Below are 19,570 nucleotides of genomic sequence, written 5' to 3' on the forward strand. Positions count from 1 at the left end.
CGGTTCGCCGGACGGTCCGGTGAACGGCTCGTCCACGACAGGCGGTTGCGCGATGACCACGGACTCCTGCTTCCCTCACACCCGCACCTCGGTCCCCGCACCCCGCGGGGTGCCGCCCTTCGATCCGCTGCGGGTGCGCGGCGCACGCCTCCGTCTGAGCCGGGCACTGCGGCGCAAGCGGCGGGCCCCCGCCGCGGTCCTGGCGATGACCGCCGCCGCGCTCGCGGCCACCGGCGCGACCGGCGCCGAGGGCCTGGCCCCTCACTCCCCGCCCCCGCCCGTGCGGGAACGGCACCGGCCGGCCCCCGTGCCACTGGTGTCCGCTCCGGTGCGGATCGCCGACGCCGAGACCGTACGGCTGCTGAGGCCGGGCGACCGGGTGGACGTGATCGCCGCGCCCGCGGCTTCGATGGGCGGCGGGGGCGAGGCCCGCGTCGTGGCCTCGGGCGCCCGAGTGACCGAAGTGCCCCGCCCGGGTGAGACGCGTGCGGACGGCGGGGCGTTGATCGTCCTCTCCGTTCCCCGGGAGACGGCGGCCGCGCTCGCCGGGGCGGGCATCTCCTCCCCACTGGCGGTGACACTGTGCTGATTCGCACTGACTGCCTGCCACCTTACCGTCCCGTGCGTACGGATTGGACGCCTCTGCGCCGGTCATGGCCTCATGGCTCCGCATACGGCAGCACACGCGACGAAAGGCACTTCGGTGGCCGAGAAGAAGCAGAGCTTGATGGGAGGCTTCAAGGCCTTCCTGATGCGCGGGAACGTGATCGACCTGGCGGTCGCCGTCGTGATCGGTGCCGCGTTCACCAGCATCGTGAACTCGGTGGTCAAGGGGGTCATCAACCCACTCGTCGGCGCGTTCGGCACGAAGGATCTGGAGAGCTACCGGTCCTGCCTCAAGGGCCCGTGCGTCGTGGACCAGGCAGGGAACGCGGTCAGCGGCATCCCGATCATGTGGGGTCTGGTCCTCAGCGCCGTCCTCAGCTTCCTGATCACGGCGGCCGTCGTGTACTTCCTGATGGTCCTGCCGATGGCCAGGATCCTCGCCAAGCGTGCCGCGCACGACAAGCTGAAGGAAGGCGTCCAGGAGACCCTGGAGGTCAGCGAGCTGGAGGTACTCAAGGAGATCCGCGACCACCTGGTCGCGCAGCGCGGTCCGATCACGGGGACCGGGACCGGCTCGGACGGCGGTGCCGGCGGAGGGACGGGGACGCACCCCACCTCCTGACCGGCGGCTCGCGCCGGTGTCAGAGGTGGTGCGGCGGCTTCTCGTCGAGGAAGCGCGCGAGGTCGGCGGCGCTGTCGTCGCCGGCCGGAGGCCGCTCGCCCCAACCGCGGTCCGTGTCGTCCGCGGACTGCTGGTCCAGCGGATCGTCGAAGATCAGTTTCGGCCTCGGCCGTGACGCGGGTACGGAGCCGGTCCGATTCTCTGCTCGCGGACCGTGGGCGGGGGCGGTGCTCATGTTCTCAGGGTACGCCCGGCCACCCGCCCCGACCGGGCCCGATCCGCGGGCGCGCGCTCACCGGTCCTTCGGGTCGAGCAACCACAGGCCGAGGACCACGAGGAACGACAGGACGAGGAAGCCGGCCCCCCACCAGGCGGTACCGGTGTTCCCGGTCATCCATTCCTCGACGACGATCGTCAGGCCCCACAACTGGCCGACGACCACGGTGAGGGCGAGGACCAGGCGGGCGGAGAGCTTCGAGGACCGCTCGGGTTCCTGCTCGGAGCCGGCACCGGGTCCGGGACCGGTGTGCCGGATCCGCGGGTCCCCGTAGCCGCTGGTGGGGCGGATCTGGGGGTAGCGCTCGTGGACCGGTCGGTTCAGCCGGGGCTCGGCACTGCCGGGGGTGTAGGCGGGCCGCGGTTCGGTGTCGCGTGGCGGGTCGGGGGCGCCCGGGTCCCTGGGGAACGGGGTGTCGGTCACGTCCGCTCGCTCCTCTCGGCGCCGGTGCCGCCGGGGCAGAAGCGGAAGGCGTTGTCCTGCTCGCGGCACAGCCCTTCCTCGGCGCTCTCGCCCGAGCGGGCGGTGCCGATGGCCCACACGCTGCCGTCGATCCGCTCGATCAGCACGACCTTCGGCAGGGGCCGCGGGGGCGGGCCCTGGGCGACCCCTCCCGTGCGGGGGTCGAAGATGCCCTCGTGGCAGGGGCAGTACAGCTCGCCCTCGCTGCCTCGTTCCTTGCGCCACAGGACTGCGCAGGCCAGGTGGGTACAGACGGCCGAGTAGCCCCGCAGGGTGCCGTCGGTCATCCGGACGGCGATGGCCCGGTCCTCGTCACCGGGGTAGCGGAAGGCGAGGGATTCACCGGGCTGGAGACGGTCGGCGACCTTCTTCGGTTCGGGAGGAGTGGCGCTGTCGCCGTGCCGGTGCAGGATGCCGGAGGCCACCCCGATCCCTCCGACGGCCAGGCCGCCGGAGACGGTGGCGACGATCCGCAGGTAGTCGCGGCGGGTGGAGAGGGAGTCGGCGGCGATCCGGTCGCGGAGCGCCTGGTGGGCCGCGTCGGTCCGGTCCGGGTCCGGGCCGGAGTCGGCGGGTGGCTGTTCGGTGAGACTCATCGGACATCCACTCCGTTGACTTCGACGATGGGCAGGCCGCCGGGCACGGGCCACTGGACCTTGTCGGCCGGGACGACCATCGCGACTCCGGTGGCGATGGTGGTGGCTCCGAAGGTGAAGGAGTCCGCGACCTGCACGCCGGGGCGTTCGGCGCGGAGTTCGTCGAGGGTTCCGTAGAAGAGGGCGCCGGTGGGGCAGACGGTGGCGCACATGGGGGCGAGACCGTAGGCGGTGCGGTCGTAACAGAGGTTGCACTTCATCTGGAGCTTCGCCTGGAGGTCGATCTTCGGGACTCCGAAGGGGCAGGCGTTGACACAGTTGGCGCAGCCGATGCAACGGGTGGTGTCGGCCTGCTGCACCACGCCGTCGGCGGTCACCAGGATCGCGTCGGCGGGGCAGACCTCGGCGCAGGGGGCGACCGGGTCCTCGCAGTGCATGCAGACAGTGGGAAGGGAGGCGACCGAGTGCCCCTCGTCGGTGTAGTCGAGGTGGATCATCGACTTGCCGCGGTGGGAGTCGCATTCGCGGCAGGCGGAGACGCAGGCCTGGCAGCCGATGCAGCGGCCCGGGTCGATGAAGATCGTGCGTCCCATCATGTGCGGCGTCAGCTCCTTTCCGAGGTGCCACGGCCCTGGGGGGACGTAGGCGGAAGGGGGTCGACGCGGGACACCTGGGCCTCCGGATAGGCGAGCCGGCCGGGGCCGGTGGGTGGCGCGGGAACGTCGTCGACCTTCTCGGCGGCCTCGATGCGGGCGGCGCAGACCTTGTACTCGGGGATCTTGGAACGGGGGTCGAGGGCATCGATGGTCAGCGCGTTGGCTGCAGTCGGCACAGGCCAGTGGTACGGGATGAAGACGGTGTCAGGGCGGATCGCGTCGGTGACCAGAGCGGGGAAGACCTCGCTGCCACGGCGGGTGACGACGCGGACCGGGTCGCCGTTGCGGAACCCGTGGGCGGGGTGGACCTCGACCCAGGGGCGGGGGGTCTGTTCGACGAGGGCGCCCAGGCGGCGGGTCTGGTTGCCGGAGAGGTAGTGGGCGACGGTGCGTCCGGTGGTGAGTGAGAAGGGGAATTCCTCGCTGTACGGGTCCATGGGCGGGTGCCATTCGACGACCTGCATATGGATCTTGCCGTCGGGGTGGTAGGACCGGCCGTCCTCGAAGAGACGGGGGGTGCCGGGGTGGTCGACGGAGGGGCACGGCCAGACGATGCCGCCGGTCTCCTCCAGCCGTTCGTAGGTGATGCCGGAGTAGTCGTTGACCGTGCCGGCCGACGCGACGCGCAGTTCCTCGAAGACGGAGCGCGAGTCGGGGAAGTCGAACTTGTCGCCGGCGCCGAGCCGGCGGGCCAGTTCGCACATGACCCAGGTGTCGGTGCGGACTCCGGCGGGCGGTTCCTGGGCCTTGTTGTGCTTGACGACCCGGGCCTCGGCGTTGGCCATGACGCCGTCGTCCTCGGCCCAGACGGTGACGGGAAAGACGACATGCGCGTTGGCGGCGGTCTCGGAAAGGAAGAAGTCGAATTGAGCGTGGAATTCGAGGGTGTCGTAGCCGTCCTTCACGGTGGCGTAATGGGGAAGGGAGACAAAGGGGTTGTTGCAGATGCCGATGAGGCCGCGGATCTCGTGGCGCTGCATCTGCCAGACCATTTCCATCATGGAGGTGCCGGCGGGCGGGAGTTCGGACTCGTCGATGCCCCAGATCTCGCAGATCTGACGGCGGTGTTCGGGGTTGGTCATGGAGCGGCCGCCGGGCAGCAGGTCGGACTTCTGGCCGTGTTCGCGGCCTCCTTGGCCGTTGCCCTGGCCGGTGAGGGTGCCGTAGCCGGCGCCGGGGCGGCCGATGTGTCCGGTGGCGACGCACAGGTTGATGATCGACAGGCAGTTCTCGACGCCCTGGGAGTGGTGTTCGACGCCGCGGGCGTGCCAGGCCATGGCCTTGCCGGCACCCGCGAACACCCGGGCGACCCGCACGATCTGTTCTTCGGGGATGCCGCAGATCTCGGCGGCGCGGGCGGGCGGATAGCCGGCGACGGTCCGCTTCACCTCGTCCCAGCCGGTGGCGTGGGCGGCCAGGTATGCCTCGTCGGTGAGGCCCTCGGCGACCACGACGTGGAGGACGGAGTTGAAGAACGCGGAGTCGGTGCCGGGTTTGAGGGCGACGTGGATGTCGGCGGTGCGGGCGACGGCCGTCTCGCGCGGGTCGACGATGATCAGGGTGGCGCCGCGGTCCCGGGCTCCCCACACGTACTGGGTCATCACGGGGAAGCACTCGCCGACGTTGGAGCCGGCGATGAGCAGGCAGTCGGTGAGGAGCATGTCGGAGAACGGGTTGCCGGCCCGGTCGATGCCGAAGGCGAGCTTGTTGGCGCCGGCGGCGGAGACCATGCAGAGCCGGCCGTTGTAGTCGACGTGCCGGGTCTTGAGGGCGACCCGGGCGAACTTGCCGACGAGGTAGGTCTTCTCGGTGTAGAGGCTGGCGCCGCCGAGCAGGCCGAAGGCGTCCTTGCCGTACTCGGTCTGGATGCGGCGGATCTCGGCGACGGTGAAGTCGAGGGCCTCGTCCCAGCCGACTTCGCGGAAGGGCTGGTCGCGGTTGTGCCGCATCAGTGGGGCGGTGAGCCGGTCGGGGTGGTTGACCTGCTGGTAGGCGTTGATGCCCTTGGGGCAGAGGCGCATCCGGTTGATGTCGTGGTTGCGCGGTTCGACGCCGAAGACCTTGCCGCCGCGGTCGACCCGGAGATACATGCCGCACTGCACGCCGCAGAAGCAGCAGTGGGTGGGGACGAGGGTCTCGCCGTTCTGGTCGGCGTGCCAGCGGTCCGCGGGGATCCCGCCGGCGTCGCGGAATTCACGGGTGCCGGGCGGGGCGACGGACGGGTCAAGGGGCACTGGGGAGGTCACTTGTAGCCCTTCTTGACGTGCGCGAGGTAGGCGTTGCCCCGCAGGACGCGCTTGCAGCGGGGGCAGTACTCGGCCCAGGTGTCGAAGTCGAGCCTCAGGTCGCGCATGGTGCCCTGGAGGTTCTCGACGTAGGAGGTGGTGTCGATGGGCTGTCCGCAGCGGCGGCAGGCGAGCAGGCCCGCGCCGGAGCCGTCGGCGGCGAGCGTGCCGTCCTTGCGGCGGGCGGTGTACTTGAACAGCTGCATGCCGACGGCGGCGGGCCGCTGGACGATGTGGAAGAACTTCCCGAAGGGGATGTAGATGAGGGTGAAGACCACCGCCACCATGTGCAGGATCGCCAGGAACTGGTAGCCGCCACCGTGCAGGAAGATCGAGGAGAAGGTGAGCAGCAGACCGGTGACGGAGATGACGATGAGGGCGATCAGCGGGACCAGGTCGTACCCGAAGCGCTGGCCGGTGATGGCGCCGCGGTCCTTCATACGGCGCCACAGGAAGTAGCAGGCGCCGGGAATGACGAGGACGGCGGCGATGTCCAGGCCGTGGAACATGAGCCAGCCGACGACGTTCAGCGAGTCGAAGCCGATGATCTTGAAGCTCCAGATACGCATCTCGTAGCCGGGGCCCGAGCCGGTGGACGAGGTGAAGGTGAACCAGCCCCAGGTCAGCGGGAAGGTGATCAGGGCGGCCAGGACGCAGCCCCAGAAGATCAGTTGGTGGGCGGCCCAGCGGCCGTGGGAGCGGGCGCCGAGGAACTTCTGGAAGCCGAGGTAGGTGGCGATCATCCGGGGCAGGGCGGTGGGTGCCTTGCGGAAGTTCCGGGGGGAGAAGAAGGCGCGCCAGCCCTGGGTGAACAGGCGCCTGGCGCCGGGGGCGGAGACCCAGACGGTGTAGCGGTAGGCGACGCCGAAGGCGAGGAAGACGGTCGCCACCGCGTATGGGAGGAGGGCGGAGTCGAAGTCGCGGAGCAGCCGGCTGCCGAAGACGATCGCGAGGATCAGCAGGACGGAGACGGCGACCCCGGCGAGGGTGGCCCGGCGGCGCACCTGCGCGGGGGTCTGCGGTGGCCGGTCCCCCGGGATCGGCGGGGATGCGGCCGGGGCGGGCGGGGGCTCTGCGGAGGCCTGCTGGGGCTCGATCACGCGGCCACCTTAGGGCGGCAGATCACCCTTTCGCCCGATTTGCGATTCAGTTGGGTGAGCGCGGGAGCTCAGACGGCGTACAGCCCGTGGGCCTGGAAGACCGCCCGTGCGGCATTCAGCTGGCCGGGGGTCGGCGTCGGGAGGTGACGGAGGGGGAACGGCTTGGCGAGTGCCCGCCATTTCGCCTCACCGAGCTTGTGAAAGGGGAGAATGTCCACACGGGAGACATTGCCGAGGCCGCCCGCGAAGGCGGCGACTCCCTCGATGTTGGCGGGGGCGTCGGTCAGTCCGGGGACGAGGACGAAGCGGACGTGCACCTCCTTGCCGAGGCCGGCGAGACGGCGGGCGAAGTCCAGGGTCGGCTGGACCGGCCGGCCGGTGACCTTCTTGTACGTGTCCGGGTCCCAGGACTTGATGTCGAGAAGCACCAGGTCGGTGTCGCGCAGCAGGGCGTCGGTGGCGCGGGCGCCGAGGAAGCCCGAGGTGTCGAGGGCGGTGTGCAGTCCGAGTTCGTGCTTCATGCGGTGCAGCAGTTCGCCGGTGAAGACGGGCTGGAGCAGGGGTTCGCCGCCCGAGACGGTGGCCCCGCCACCGGAGACCGCGATGAAGCGGGTGTACTTGCCCGCTTCGGCGATCACGTCGTCGGCGGAGGTGCGGGTGCCGTCGCGCATCCGCCAGGTGTCGGGGTTGTGGCAGTACAGGCAGGTCAGCGGACAGCCGGAGAGGAAGGCGACGAAGCGGGTACCAGGGCCGTCGACGCCGGTGGACAGGTCCCAGGAGTGCAGGAATCCCGAGGAGGTCCGGTGGGTCGCCGCGGCGGCCGGGGTGGCCGGAGGGGCGGGTAGGGGCGGCAGGTCCGAGCCGGTGAGTGCGGCGGCCATGGCAGGGCCTCCTGTCCAAAGAGGAGCGAAGAGACGTGCGGAGACATGAGGGGGAGGTGCGCGCGGCTCCGGGGCCCGGGTGAGGGTGAGGGATACGGGCCCCGGAGACCGCGCGGTCGGCGGGGAGCCGGAGTGCGGGACCGGCCCCGGGATCAGAGGGAGCCGTGGAAGGTGCGGTTCAGGACGTCGAGCTGCTGCTCGCGGGTGAGCCGGACGAAGTTCACCGCGTATCCGGAGACCCGGATGGTGAGCTGCGGATGGTTCTCCGGGTGTTCCATGGCGTCCGTCAGCACCTCGCGGTTGAGGACGTTGACGTTCATGTGGAAGCCGTCGCCGGCCGTGTAGCCGTCGAGGACACCGGCGAGGTTGGTGATCCGTTCCTCGGGGGTGCGGCCCAGGCCGTCGGGGGTGACGGTGCTGGTCAGCGAGATGCCGTCCTCGGCATGCCGGTACGGGAGTTTGGCGACGGACAGGGCCGAGGCGACGTAGCCGTGGGTATCGCGGCCGTTCATCGGGTTGGCGCCCGGGGAGAACGGTTCGCCGGCGCGGCGGCCGTCTGGGGTGTTCCCGGTCTTCTTGCCGTAGACGACATTGGAGGTGATGGTCAGGACGGACTGGGTGTGTTCGGCGTTCCGGTAGGTCGGGTGTGCGCGCACCTTGCGCATGAACTCCTCGACGAGCCGGACTGCGATCTCGTCGGCGCGGTCGTCGTTGTTGCCGTACGCCGGATAGTCGCCCTCGATGTCGTAGTCGGTGACCAGGCCGGTCTCGTCGCGCAGGGCGGTGACCCGGGCGTACTTGATGGCGGACAGCGAGTCGGCGGCGACCGCGAGGCCGGCGATGCCGCAGGCCATGGTGCGGCGTACGTCGCGGTCGTGGAGGGCCATCTCGACGCGCTCGTAGGCGTACTTGTCGTGCATGTAGTGGATGACGTTCAGCGCGTGGACGTACACGCCGGCCAGCCAGTCCATCTGTGCGTCGAGCTTGCGCAGCACCTCGTCGTAGTCGAGTACGGAGGAGGTGACGGCGCCGGTGTCGGGGCCGACCTGGAGGCCGGACCGCTCGTCGCGGCCGCCGTTGATCGCGTAGAGGAGGGTCTTGGCGAGGTTCACCCGGGCGCCGAAGAACTGCATCTGCTTGCCGACGGGCATCGCGGAGACGCAGCAGGCGATGGCGGTGTCGTCGCCGAAGCGGGGCCGCATCAGTTCGTCCGACTCGTACTGCACGGAGGAGGTGTCGATGGAGACGCGGGCGCAGAACTCCTTGAAGCCCTGAGGGAGTCGCGGCGACCAGAAGACGGTCATGTTCGGCTCGGGGGCCGGGCCGAGGTTGTACAGGGTCTGCAGATAGCGGAAGGAGGTCCGGGTGACCAGCGGACGGCCGTCCTCGCCGATGCCGGCGAGGGACTCGGTGACCCAGGTCGGGTCGCCGGAGAAGAGTTCGTCGTACTCGGGGGTGCGCAGGAAGCGGACGATACGCAGCTTGATGATGAAGTCGTCGACGAGTTCCTGGGCCTGCTCCTCGGCGATGTGCCCGGCAGCGAGGTCGCGCTGCAGATAGACGTCGAGGAAGGTGGAGGTGCGGCCGAGGGACATCGCGGCGCCGTTCTGTTCCTTCACGGCGGCGAGGTAGGCGAAGTACAGCCACTGGATGGCTTCGTGGCCGGTGGTGGCGGGGCCGGAGATGTCGTGGCCGTACGCGGCGGCCATGGTCTTCAGCTCGCCGAGGGCGCGGATCTGCTCGGCCAGTTCCTCGCGCAGCCGGAGGGTCTCCTCCAGGGAACGGTCGCCGGCGGGAAGGGAGTCGAGCTCGCTCTTCTCCTCCCGCTTCACCTCGACGAGGCGGTCGACGCCGTAGAGGGCGACGCGGCGGTAGTCGCCGATGATGCGGCCGCGGCCGTAGGCGTCGGGGAGTCCGGTGACGACGCCGGCCTTGCGGGCGGCGAGGATCTCGGGGGTGTAGGCGTCGAAGACACCGGCGTTGTGGGTCTTGCGGTACTCGGTGAAGACCTTTTCGAGCCGCTCGGAGACCGGGTAGCCGTAGGTCCGCAGGGCGCCGGCGACCATGCGCCAGCCGCCGTTCGGCATGATCGCGCGCTTGAGCGGGGCGTCCGTCTGGAGACCGACGATCAGGTCCTTGTCGCGGTCGATGTAGCCGGGGGCGTGGGCGGTGATGGTGGACGGAATGTCGTACGCGACGTCGTACACGCCCTTGGCCCGCTCCTCCGGGAACTTGTCCGTGATCGTCTTCCATACGGCGCGGGTCCGGTCGGTGGGGCCGGCGAGGAAGGAGGCGTCGCCTTCGTAGGGGGTGTAGTTCTGCTGGATGAAGTCGCGGACGTCGATGGCGTCCCGCCAGAGGCCGCCTTTGAAGCCCTTCCAGGCCCGCTCGTTCACCGTGCATTCCGCAGGGGTCGCCGTCACAGCCGCACCGCCTTCTCGCTCTCGATCGCTGTCGCGTCGCCCTGTCGCCCCGTCGTCGCACCGGTGTGGTGGAGCACCGATGGGCCGAGGGACCGGTGGCCCGCAGGGGTGCGGGTGCGCGGGGGCGAGGACGCTCGCTCCAGCTCGTTGCCTGCCTCCATTGCACTCCGGTGGAGCGGGCAAAGGGGGCGGCATTGGGCACCTGTGGAAGGCCGTTGGTCCTGTTCCGGACCTGTGCGAAGGCCCCGCATGGGTGGGGCCGTTCGCGGACCGGTCGCGACGGCTGGGGGGCGGGGGCGGGGGGAAACGCCGAAGCGGGCCGGGGCGGGTGTGTTACCCGTCCCGGCCCGGACCGGCCGGCGTTGCCCCGCAAGGAGCGTCAGCTGGGAGCCTCGGCGTTCTTGCGGGCGTAGAACCACCAGGCCACGACCACACAGCTGAGGTAGAAGGCGACGAAGCCCCACATCGCGCTGGTCACGGCCACCGAGCCGAAGAGGGCCGGGATGAAGAAGAAGCCATAGGCGGCGATGGCCGAGGTGAAGCCGGTCACCGCGCCCGACTCCATCTCCGCCTGCTTCAGGGCCCCGGCGTACTCCGGGGTGCCTTCGGTCAGCCCGTTCAGGCTGGTGGTGCGGAAGATCACCGGGATCTGGCGGAAGGTCGAGCCGTTGCCGATGCCCGAGAAGAAGAAGGCCGCGAGGAAGCAGAGGAAGAAGCCGGGGAACGAACCGCCGTCACCACCCGAGGGAGGAAGGAAGGAGATGACACCGCCGATGGCGGCCGCCATGCCCACGAAGGACAGGATGGTCACGCGCGCGCCACCCCACTTGTCGGCGATCCAGCCGCCCGCCCACCGGGAGAGAGCGCCGACCGCCGGGCCCATCCAGGCGTAGGTGGCGACGGAGTAGTCCGGGAAGGTGGTCTTGATCAGCATCGGCAGGGCGGCGGCGAAGCCGATGAAGGAGCCGAAGGTGCCGACGTACAGCCAGGTCATCAGCCAGGTGTGCTTGCGCTTGAAGATGATCTTCTGCCGGCTGAACGGGGTGGAGGCCACCTTCAGGTCGTTCTGCCCGAACCAGGCGACGGCGGCCAGGACGAGGAGGACCGGCACCCAGATGAAGGCCGCGTTCTGGAGGTGGACGGCGGTGCCGTCGGCCTTGTGCTGGGCCGAGCCGATCGCGATCACCGACCAGGTGATGACGATCGGAGTGAGGAGCTGGACGACGGAGACGCCGAGGTTGCCGAGACCGCCGTTGATGCCGGCCGCGCTGCCCTTCTTCGCCTTGGGGAAGAAGAAGCCGATGTTGGCGAGGGAGGACGCGAAGTTGGCGCCGCCGATGCCGCAGAGGGCGGCGATGGCCACCATCACGCCGTACGGGGTGGCCGGGTCCTGGATCGCGATGCCCAGCCAGATCAGCGGGACGACCAGGACCGCCGTGGACAGGGCGGTGAACCGGCGCTGGCCGACCATCGGGCCGAGGAAGGTGTAGAAGATCCGGGCCGTGCCGCCGGTCAGGCCGGGGATGGCCGTCAGCCAGAACAGCTGGGAGGTGGAGTAGGAGAAGCCGACGTCTTTCAGGTTGGTCGCGGTGACCGACCACACCTGCCACACCACGAAGGCGACGAGCAGCGCGGGTACCGCGATCCACAGGTTGCGGGCGGCGACCCGTTTGCCGAAGGACTTCCAGAAGAGTTCGTTCTCCGGTTCCCAGTCCGTGATCGCCCTGCCGGGCCGGTACTGGTCCGTGTCGTACGAGACGGGTACGGGCCCGTCTTTGGTTCGGGTGCTGTGGATGACGGAACCCATGGCGCTTCCCTGACTTCCCTGAACATCCCCGGAACGGGGCTGGCTGTGCCCTTCCAGGCTCCGCTCGTGGACCGGGGGCCGTGAGAGCCGATCGACGCCGGGGGCGCGGGCGTTGGTCCTGGGAATTCCGGGACGTAGGACAGACGTTCGGGGACGGTCGGCTCGGGCAGGGCGGCCCGTGGGCGGGGACGGAAACCCCCTCGGGTACGGGGTCGGTCGGCCCTGGCGGTCCGGGGCGCGGCACCGGCGGCGTACGGGTGGATGCGTCGTCCCGGACGGGAGCGAGGCCCCCCTCCCCCGCTGCCGTGTGGGGGCCCCGGGAAAGGGACTTGTGGCCCAGGAAGGAGGGCCGGGCGGCGGGGTGGCCGGCCTTGGGGGCGGGCGTAACGTGAAACGTGGCACGGGGGGCCGTGACGGCGTACGACACCGGCGTCACGGCCCCGGTCCTCCGCTCAGGGAAGGGGCGTCAAGGGCTGCGGTCCCGGGTTGGAGGTCAAACGGTCAGGCCGGCCTCCGGGACGGCAGCCACGACGGCCCACCGGTCCGTGGGTCCGTCGGCCCGTCAGCCCACCGACCCGTCGGCGACCCCGCGACTCCACGACCCCGCGACCGAAGCCGGGCGCGCGCTTGTCCGTGGGGGCCCAACAGGAGTCCTGGAGCGAAACGCTCGCGCCGCGTGCGCCGGGGCGCGTGGGACTCTGCTGTTCCATGAGGGCATGACGCAGCCGCCCTTCCTCCCCCTCACCGCCCGGCCCCGCGACGAGGAGCACCGGGTCGCCACGCCGCTGGAGCTGTTCTTCGACCTCTGTTTCGTCGTCGCGGTCGCGCAGGCGGGGTTCGAACTCGTCCACGCGGTCGTCGAGGGACACACCGGCTCCGGGATCCTCAACTACCTGATGGTGTTCTGGGCCATCTGGTGGGCGTGAACCAACGCTCCAACACCTTATCGCGGGACGTCTGACCAGCGGGGACACATGCGCAAGGCCCCCGCCCATCCCCCGGACAGGTAGGGAACGGGCGGGGGCGGTTCAGGTGGTCGCCGCTTACGCGGTCAGGCCAGGATCGAAGTACCCAGGGCTGCGGAACAGGCCCATGAAGGTTCCGGGGCCGTGCCGCTCATCCAGCCACGCCCCCAGCGTGTACATGCCGCCGCTGATCATGGCTTCGAGAATCAGGGAGTGACACTCGCGCTCTTCCCCGGGGGCGAACTCCTCCAGGAAGTGCGCGTAGCGGCGGTTCACGCCCCGCTCGTAGCCTCTGAGGGACGCCACGTAGCGTGCCCTCTCCTCGCTCTCCAGGGCGCCCGCATCGCACGTGTCACCGTTCGACAGCGTGCCCGTCACGTCCCGGAACGCAAGCCCGCTGAGAGCGTCCGAGGGTTCCGACACGCCGAAGCGCTCCGCTGTGTGCCGAGCGATTGAACGCGCCTCTCTGTCACACGCGCCCTCCATGACGATCCCGAGATTTCGCGTGTGCCGACTTCCCTGCTTGTCGGCCGGCGAGTACGAATGCCCGTTGGTCCGGCGGAAGTTGATCCCGTACTGAGTGCGCACGGGCGCGCCCGCCACGTCCACGTACCGCCGACGCGAGCCGTAGTGAAGGCAGTCGTGCGCGTAGGCGCGCAGCAGGTCCAGAAGGGCCAGCGAGGGAGTCTCGGGGGTGCGGCCTCCCATGGGCCCGTACATGGTGATGACAGCCACCATCTGGAAGTGCCGGTAGCCCTGATCCGGATGGTGGAAACCGCCGAAAGCCCCGGCGCGCGAGGAGTCACAGCCGACCAACACGCGATCGAGCGGCAGCATTCGCCCGAGCCCGTACCCCGCGTACCGACGGCCAGCCAGCTCGACGCCAGCACGGAAGGAAGAGGTGCCGACTCCCAACTCCTCCCAGTTAGCGAGGAGTTCACTCAAGGGAAGGAACACGTGGTCCGGGTGCCTACTGGTGAGCGGGGAGGCATCGGCACGCATGGCTTCCAGCGCCGCCAGGGCCCGGGGGCCGGTCACCGTCTCGTTCGGGGCCAGCGCTGCTAACTCGCCACGCCCGCCTTGATGAGCTGAATGTGAGACTCCTGAATCCCTTCCGGGAGCGCGTCCGGGCTGAACCATTTCGCCTCCAGAATCTCGAAGCTGTCGAGCTTGATAGTTCCCCCCACGTGGAGCGCTTCGTAGGCGATCTCCACACGGAGTTTGTAGCCGCTGGTCACCTGAACCAGGCGTCCCGGGTGAACGGCGAGGCCGGTTTCTTCCCGGACCTCTCGAACGATGGTCTTGGGGAATTCCTCACCCTTGATCGCATAGCCGGTGGGCAGTCCCCACGGGCGATCGGCTGGCCACATGCGGTGCTTGAGCAGCAGAACCTCTCCTGCCTCGTTGCGCACCACGCCTGTCACGCCGACCATGAATTTGGCGTGCGCGAACCACAGCACCCGCCATTGCAGGGGGCCGCGAATGAGCTTCCATACGCGGGCAACAATTTTCTTCATACGCACCCTTTCGACAGGGCAAGCACGTCCGGCGCTTGCGACGATGGCTCAACCTATGCTGTGGGGTACTAGTTACGCCCAAGGATTCAAGGCCCACCCCTGCCGGGATTCCGAATAACGTGCTAGAGAGCATCGAATTTCGGCTTCGCCCGGCAGGGGCCCCGGCTCTTCGGTGTGGGGCGAAGAGCCGGGGCGACCCAGTGCGGCCTGAACTCCCCAGCGCAGGGCCGTACCGGGGCGGACCGGTCCGGCGGTAGACCTCGAAGAAAACCACCGGACCGGGACTTGGGCGCTCCGCCTACCTCCCGACGGACAGGCAAGAGGTAGGCGGAGCTGGACCGACCCGGCGGGACAAGGAGAAGAAGACCGCCGGTCCGGGGGTGCTCCGCGCGCTGTCGGGGGCGATGAACGCGCGGGGCGGGGCCGGTCCGGTGAGGAACCGCGACCAAACGAAACTCACCGGACCGGGGCTTAGGTGTCGAGACGCCGCACGACCGCCACGTCCGACCACTCACGGACGAACGTGGTGTGGGTGGCGTTCAAGCCCGTGTGGGTCATGACCGCGTCGCTGGCCGCGTCGAAGTCCGCAGAAGGCGCCAGCGTCCACCCACACCCAGGCGTCAGGCAGTGGGCTGTCATGGTCGCTTCGCTCTCCGGAGCCTTCGCGATCTTGTGCGCAGCGAACTGGAATACCGTCGTCATGCTCCCTCTCAGATAGCTGAGGGCAGTCGCTGACCGTGCTTGTTCAGCATGTGACGCCGGTAGAGGACTCGGGCGTCAACCTCCCCCGAGAAGTCCCCTCCCTTCCTGGCCTGATCCTGCCGCTTGCACAGGGTCTCGCAGACGGCACACAAGATCGGCCGCGCGTGGCCGATCTTGGCGTCAGGCTTGAGACTCATTCCGGACCCTCCTCGGTGCGTCGTCCAACTGACACCTAGTCAACGCGAGCCGACCAAGATCAGTTAACACAAAAGTGCCACATGCGCCGTGCATCTCAAGGGAGTTGGAGTGACGGCGTACAGGGCAACGTGGAGACTTGGCTACATGAGCGATTCAGCGCCCACCGCCGGACAGAACATCCAGGTACTACGCAAAACCCTCGGATGGAGGCAGGAGCACCTAGCGCGGCGAATGGGTATCTCGGCGTCGCTCCTCCGCAAGATCGAAGACGGCACACGCACGGCCACCCCGCCCACCGTGGCCCAAGCGGCAAAGGCCATGAACGTCACGACAGCCCGCATCTACGGAACGCCGTTCAGCGACCCTGGGGAAGCCCAAGGGCTCCTCGACGCGCTGCGGTCGACCGTGCGCCGGCACACGCTTCCCAGGGAGGACGTCCCCCCACTCGGCAAGCTTGCCGTCGACTTGGCAGACGCAGCCCAACTGCGCGCAGACACGCGCTACTTGGAGCTATTGCGTAAGCTTCCAAAGCTTCTGGAACAGGCGTCCGCCGTCGCGCTCCAGGCGGGCGGCGATGCGACAGCGTGGGGGCAGCTTGCCGACCTATACGGGTGCGCGTACGCAGTCGCCCACCGGCTCGGACAAGCCGACCTGTCCGACATGATCGTGAGCCGTCAGCAGTGGGCTGCACAGCGCACGTGGAACCCCGAGGCGGAAGCGGGGGCCGCATGGAATGAGGCGGGCACGTACCAGTCGGCGGGCGAGTACAGCGACGGGCTAGCGATCGTGGACCGGGCGATTGTTCGCTACGAGCAAGGCGGCCGTACGGGCACCCCTGAGGCGGCCGTAGCGCTCGGTTCTCTGCATCTTCGGGGCGTAGTGCTCGCCAGTCGCGCGAAGGACCACAACGCCTGGGCTGCCCACCACGAGCAGGTGAAGGTCTTTGCCGAACGCTTCCCGGGCGGCGATGTGTTGCGGCACAACCTCACCTTCGGCCCCGGAAACGCTGCGCTCTACGAACTAGCGGCACACGTTGAACTCGGGCGCCCCGACAAGGCATCAGAGATGGCAGAACCCTTGATGCGAACGCCACCCGCAGGGCTAGGCGCTAGCCGCATCGGACGACTGTGCATCGACACTGCCCGCGCCCGGCTCGACCTCAACGACATCCGGGGCGCAGAGGCAGCGTTGAAACGCGCCCACGAGGTCTCACCACAGATGGCGGAAGTCCACCCGATGGCACGCGAAGTACTGCGGGTGCTGTTCATTCTTCACCAGCGATCCCGACCGGACTTGATGAACCTTGCCAAGCGCTCGGGGCTAATGCCTGAACTGTAGTGGCACAGGCATATGACCGAGAAAACAAAGAAGCCCCTAGCACCTAGTGACGTCACTAGGTGCTAGGGGCTTTAGGGATTCGCGGGGGTACTCAGAAGATGTCTGGCGCGCTAACGGCGTTGAACGCATCGGCCCCCGCAGGGAGTCGACCTAAATCCCGGGCGAACGCAAGACGAAACGTCGAGAAAAGCGGATGTTCCTCCGCTTCGGCGTGGGAGGAAGAAGCCCGTGCAATCCGGTTGGCAAGCTCCGCCGTCGCGCTCTTGAGGATCACTTTCGCCGCCCCTCGTCGTCCGTGTTCTTCAGCAGCGAAGCAATCAGCGCGTCGAGGTCGTCGCCCTCGGGGTCGGCAGGCTTCGCGATGTGCCCCAGGGCGCTAAACCACTGCCCAACAAATCGGGCTAGCGGGTGGGCAACGTCAGCTTCACCGCGCCGCCCGGGAACGACAAGCCCGTCCGCGAGTATGCGGGCGATCGCTGCCCTGTAAAGCTCCCTGAGCGCTTCGCGGTCATCGTCTGGCACTGGAACGCCCCGGATGCCTCCGAGGGGCTTACGCGGCGCCTCAGCGGCCTTGCGGGACCGATACGCCTTGTCTCGACACGGCTTGCCGCAGTATTCACCGTGGGACTTCATTGGCTTGAACGACGCGCCACAAACTGAACAGCTCTTGGTCACCTGAAACCCTCCTTCCGTCGCCCCGAGCAAAGGGCTGCGCGACGCGTGCGTTTTTCGAGCTGGGGCCGGGATCGCCAGGACGCATTCCGTCGAACTTCTGACCCGATACCCGCCCCCGCGAAGCAAAGCTGAGGGCCGGAGAGGGCGCAGCAGCCTTTCTGAAGCACTCGAAGCCGGCTCACGCCTGACGGTCTTTCGACTCGCTAGCACGAAGACGAAGAGATCTCGACCTACTCATGCCCTGAAGATTCAATACAGCGATTGCACACAACCCGCTGAACACCACGTGCGCTCTCGGCGTCATCGCGCTGACGCTGATAGGCGACGCGCTCGCATCTTGCGCAATAGGTCGGCACGGTGTGCGGCAATCCAGCTGAGCGCTTGACACGCCCCTCCGCACGCATCCAAAGCGGGCGCATATGACTGGGCCATTCGTCCAGGTTTACCCCCACCCCCGGTATACCCCCCACCGGGTGCCACTCAAGTACCCCCCTAGGGGTTCGATGCCCCCTATCCACTTCGCGCGCCCACCGCTGTGCGATCAGATATGCAGCAACGTCAGCGGGAACGCGCACCCGAACGCCGGAAGGGACCGGCTTCCCATCAATGAGAAGTCCGGCCCCTACCTCGACGTACTTTGGTCGGGTGCTGTCCGTGAACAGTTCACCCAGCACCATTACGCAATGGCCATCTTGACGACCGCCGCCGCATTCGGAACGGCGATAGCCGCGCGCATGATGGCGCGAGCGCCGATACCATCCTTGAAGAAGCCCGCGTCCGAAGAGGTCTCAAAGCGCGCATCCTGCCGGATGACCGCGTAAATCTCAGAAGCGTCGTAGACAAGGACCGTGTTCGGATCCACGTACGGGGAAACCTTCACAGGAACCCCCAGGATGCTGCGCGAGACGCCGTCCGTACCGGAGCCTGCACCCGCGCTGAGAAGCTGACGCCCGGTCGTGTCCTTCAGCCCGAGGAGCTGAGCCCAACGGGTCGGGTTCATGACGACGACGCTGGGATTGGCCGAAACGTCTTCGAGCATTCCGAACGCCGCAGCGAACGGGGACAGGTCGGTCGGCTCATCGGTGAGCGCAAGGTTCTGGATTCCAGAGGTGTTAATGATTCCAGCGAACTCGTCGGCGCCCGCAGTGCCAGTAAGAGCCTGCTTGTCAAACCCCAGGGCAAGAGTGCGAAGCATGCTCTTGGAGATGGCGTTGAGCGAAACACCGTCCGAGTCGTTGACGAACTCGCTCGAAAGCATTTCAGAAGTGGCAATCTTCATGGGCTTCACGGTCAGAAGCTCAGCCGCAAAACCACCGGTCGGCAGATCGGCAAGCGGACCGACGAAGGCCGGGGTGAAGTCGGAAGTGACAACCGGCGTCTTCCACTCAGATGAATTAGTTGCGACTCGGTTAACGCCGCTGGAAAGCACGACCGAACTCGGCGCCATCAGGTCAATGAAGGACTTGCTGTGCTCCGCCGGAGTGAAAGCCCCGGCAGTGCCGGCAGAGGTTAGATTCCGAGACTCGGAAATCTTCGCGTGGAGGAGATCGCCTGCGGAAGCCTTACGCCCGATAGCTGAGCGCTCAGAGGGAGACTTCATAGCGAAAAGTGAAGCGGAGCGCTGAACGTCGTACGCGTTAAGCTCTGCACGCTTTTCATCCAGCTCCGCCCCTCGCTTCTCGCCAGACGCTTCGGCGGAACGAAGGTCATTTCGAAGCTGAGCGGCTCGCTCCGACTCGACGTACGCCTTACGGGCAGCGTCAATATCAATCTTGCTCATGTTTCCTCTTTCAAGTGCGCGGGCGCTCACGGTCGCGTCCGGGTACGCGGGGGTGTGAACAGGGCCAAGCTCAATGACCCGCATTGCGGTAACGGTGCGGTGCGGAAAATCGCCGCTGTAGTCCCACTCGTCGGCGTCAGCGATGAAAGTGAAAGAGGAGCCGAACACGTCGCCCCGTTTCACAAGCTCATGAACACTACGCCCAAGCTCCGTATCAGGAAGTTCGACAACGTAGTGAATGCCTGTGGAATCCACGTTTAGCTTAAGCGTGCCGGAGCGCGTGCGCCCAAGCACGTTGTCCGGATTATGGTTCCAGGTGGCAAGCACGTCGTCGCCAGCGTTAGACCATGCGTTGGGTGCGATCGATTCTGTGAACGCGCCAATCGTGGTAGGCGAGTTAAAAACGACGGCATACCCGCTCAGCTTTCGGACACCGTTCGCGTCGAGCGGCTGTGGCGCCGCCCTGGTTTCAATATCAAGCAAGCTGACTCCCTTCTCAGTGGCAGCTTGAATGGGTGCCTGCATGGGAAAACAAAAAGCCCCCTTCCAGGGAGCTACCAAAACGCGCTGCCACACGCGAAATGGAGGCTCGACCCGGAAGGGGGCTGACTGTGAGCATTGGCCTGAGTATCAAGGCCACCGGCACACGGCGGGTTCATGGGGGCGGGGAATCGTGGCAG

The 19,570-nt window shown here is 68.0% G+C and carries 19 protein-coding genes and 1 pseudogene; 4 read left to right on the top strand and 16 right to left on the bottom strand.

The features are described 5' to 3' along the window. The first annotated feature begins 52 nt into the window (after positions 1–52). Both ABZ693_RS12585 and mscL read left to right on the top strand, forming a co-directional pair. A complete protein-coding gene (locus ABZ693_RS12585) occupies positions 53–589 on the top strand; it encodes a CpaB family protein (RefSeq protein ID WP_359875846.1) in 537 nt (178 codons plus the stop codon). A gap of 114 nt (positions 590–703) precedes the next feature. Then, on the top strand, positions 704–1,228 hold the full coding sequence (mscL, locus tag ABZ693_RS12590; protein WP_359875847.1) for a large conductance mechanosensitive channel protein MscL: 525 nt from the start codon (positions 704–706) through the stop codon (positions 1,226–1,228). 19 nt (positions 1,229–1,247) lie between these two features. Here the strand turns inward: mscL and ABZ693_RS12595 are convergent, their stop codons facing one another. The 10 genes from ABZ693_RS12595 to ABZ693_RS12640 form a co-directional block, all read right to left on the bottom strand. Further along, a complete protein-coding gene (locus ABZ693_RS12595; RefSeq protein ID WP_359875848.1) occupies positions 1,248–1,463 on the bottom strand; it encodes a hypothetical protein in 216 nt (71 codons plus the stop codon). 57 nt (positions 1,464–1,520) lie between these two features. Then, positions 1,521–1,928 carry a hypothetical protein gene (locus tag ABZ693_RS12600; RefSeq protein WP_359875849.1) on the bottom strand — a complete coding sequence of 136 codons (408 nt, stop codon included), beginning with the start codon at positions 1,926–1,928 and terminating at the stop codon, positions 1,521–1,523. Beyond that, positions 1,925–2,563, bottom strand: coding sequence for a QcrA and Rieske domain-containing protein (locus tag ABZ693_RS12605; protein WP_359875850.1), 639 nt, complete (start codon positions 2,561–2,563; stop codon positions 1,925–1,927). Before ABZ693_RS12605 ends, ABZ693_RS12600 begins: the two co-directional genes overlap by 4 nt. Then, positions 2,560–3,159, bottom strand: coding sequence for a 4Fe-4S dicluster domain-containing protein (locus ABZ693_RS12610; protein WP_359875851.1), 600 nt, complete (start codon positions 3,157–3,159; stop codon positions 2,560–2,562). The genes ABZ693_RS12605 and ABZ693_RS12610 overlap by 4 nt, the downstream gene beginning before the upstream one ends. Before the next feature lie 8 nt (positions 3,160–3,167). After that, positions 3,168–5,465, bottom strand: coding sequence for a molybdopterin oxidoreductase family protein (locus ABZ693_RS12615; RefSeq protein ID WP_359875852.1), 2,298 nt, complete (start codon positions 5,463–5,465; stop codon positions 3,168–3,170). Then, positions 5,462–6,604: an MFS transporter gene (locus tag ABZ693_RS12620; protein ID WP_359875853.1), complete on the bottom strand. Its 1,143-nt coding sequence runs from the start codon at positions 6,602–6,604 to the stop codon at positions 5,462–5,464. Before ABZ693_RS12620 ends, ABZ693_RS12615 begins: the two co-directional genes overlap by 4 nt. Before the next feature lie 68 nt (positions 6,605–6,672). Continuing rightward, positions 6,673–7,485, bottom strand: a complete 813-nt coding sequence (gene pflA, locus ABZ693_RS12625; protein ID WP_359875854.1) for a pyruvate formate-lyase-activating protein — start codon at positions 7,483–7,485, stop codon at positions 6,673–6,675. Between the two features lie 152 nt (positions 7,486–7,637). Beyond that, complete coding sequence (gene pflB / locus ABZ693_RS12630) at positions 7,638–9,908, bottom strand: formate C-acetyltransferase (RefSeq protein ID WP_359875855.1); 2,271 nt, start codon at positions 9,906–9,908, stop codon at positions 7,638–7,640. After that, positions 9,905–10,069, bottom strand: a complete 165-nt coding sequence (locus ABZ693_RS12635; protein WP_359875856.1) for a hypothetical protein — start codon at positions 10,067–10,069, stop codon at positions 9,905–9,907. Before ABZ693_RS12635 ends, pflB begins: the two co-directional genes overlap by 4 nt. 218 nt (positions 10,070–10,287) lie before the next feature. Further along, positions 10,288–11,715 carry an MFS transporter gene (locus tag ABZ693_RS12640; RefSeq protein WP_359875857.1) on the bottom strand — a complete coding sequence of 476 codons (1,428 nt, stop codon included), beginning with the start codon at positions 11,713–11,715 and terminating at the stop codon, positions 10,288–10,290. A gap of 473 nt (positions 11,716–12,188) precedes the next feature. Between ABZ693_RS12640 and ABZ693_RS36165 the strand changes: the two are divergent. Continuing rightward, a pseudogene (locus ABZ693_RS36165) lies at positions 12,189–12,638 on the top strand (low temperature requirement protein A); the annotation flags it as partial. 120 nt (positions 12,639–12,758) lie between these two features. Here the strand turns inward: ABZ693_RS36165 and ABZ693_RS12650 are convergent. From ABZ693_RS12650 to ABZ693_RS12660, 3 genes are all read right to left on the bottom strand, one after another. Further along, on the bottom strand, positions 12,759–13,718 hold the full coding sequence (locus ABZ693_RS12650) for a hypothetical protein (protein ID WP_359875858.1): 960 nt from the start codon (positions 13,716–13,718) through the stop codon (positions 12,759–12,761). A 23-nt stretch (positions 13,719–13,741) separates the two neighbouring features. Further along, positions 13,742–14,197, bottom strand: coding sequence for an NUDIX domain-containing protein (locus ABZ693_RS12655; protein ID WP_359875859.1), 456 nt, complete (start codon positions 14,195–14,197; stop codon positions 13,742–13,744). A gap of 471 nt (positions 14,198–14,668) precedes the next feature. Next, positions 14,669–14,899, bottom strand: a complete 231-nt coding sequence (locus tag ABZ693_RS12660) for a DUF7848 domain-containing protein (RefSeq protein WP_359875860.1) — start codon at positions 14,897–14,899, stop codon at positions 14,669–14,671. Positions 14,900–15,241: 342 nt separating this feature from the next. Between ABZ693_RS12660 and ABZ693_RS12665 the strand changes: the two genes are divergently transcribed. Further along, positions 15,242–16,435 carry a helix-turn-helix domain-containing protein gene (locus ABZ693_RS12665; RefSeq protein WP_359875861.1) on the top strand — a complete coding sequence of 398 codons (1,194 nt, stop codon included), beginning with the start codon at positions 15,242–15,244 and terminating at the stop codon, positions 16,433–16,435. 91 nt (positions 16,436–16,526) lie between these two features. Here the strand turns inward: ABZ693_RS12665 and ABZ693_RS12670 are convergent, their stop codons facing one another. The 3 genes from ABZ693_RS12670 to ABZ693_RS12680 form a co-directional block, all read right to left on the bottom strand. Further along, positions 16,527–16,709, bottom strand: a complete 183-nt coding sequence (locus ABZ693_RS12670; RefSeq protein WP_359875862.1) for a hypothetical protein — start codon at positions 16,707–16,709, stop codon at positions 16,527–16,529. Further along, on the bottom strand, positions 16,706–17,110 hold the full coding sequence (locus ABZ693_RS12675) for a hypothetical protein (RefSeq protein ID WP_359875863.1): 405 nt from the start codon (positions 17,108–17,110) through the stop codon (positions 16,706–16,708). The genes ABZ693_RS12670 and ABZ693_RS12675 overlap by 4 nt, the downstream gene beginning before the upstream one ends. 676 nt (positions 17,111–17,786) lie before the next feature. Further along, complete coding sequence (locus tag ABZ693_RS12680; protein ID WP_359875864.1) at positions 17,787–19,415, bottom strand: phage major capsid protein; 1,629 nt, start codon at positions 19,413–19,415, stop codon at positions 17,787–17,789. Positions 19,416–19,570: the final 155 nt, after the last annotated feature.

Source organism: Streptomyces laurentii, assembly GCF_040635425.1.
Classification (GTDB): domain Bacteria; phylum Actinomycetota; class Actinomycetes; order Streptomycetales; family Streptomycetaceae; genus Streptomyces; species Streptomyces laurentii.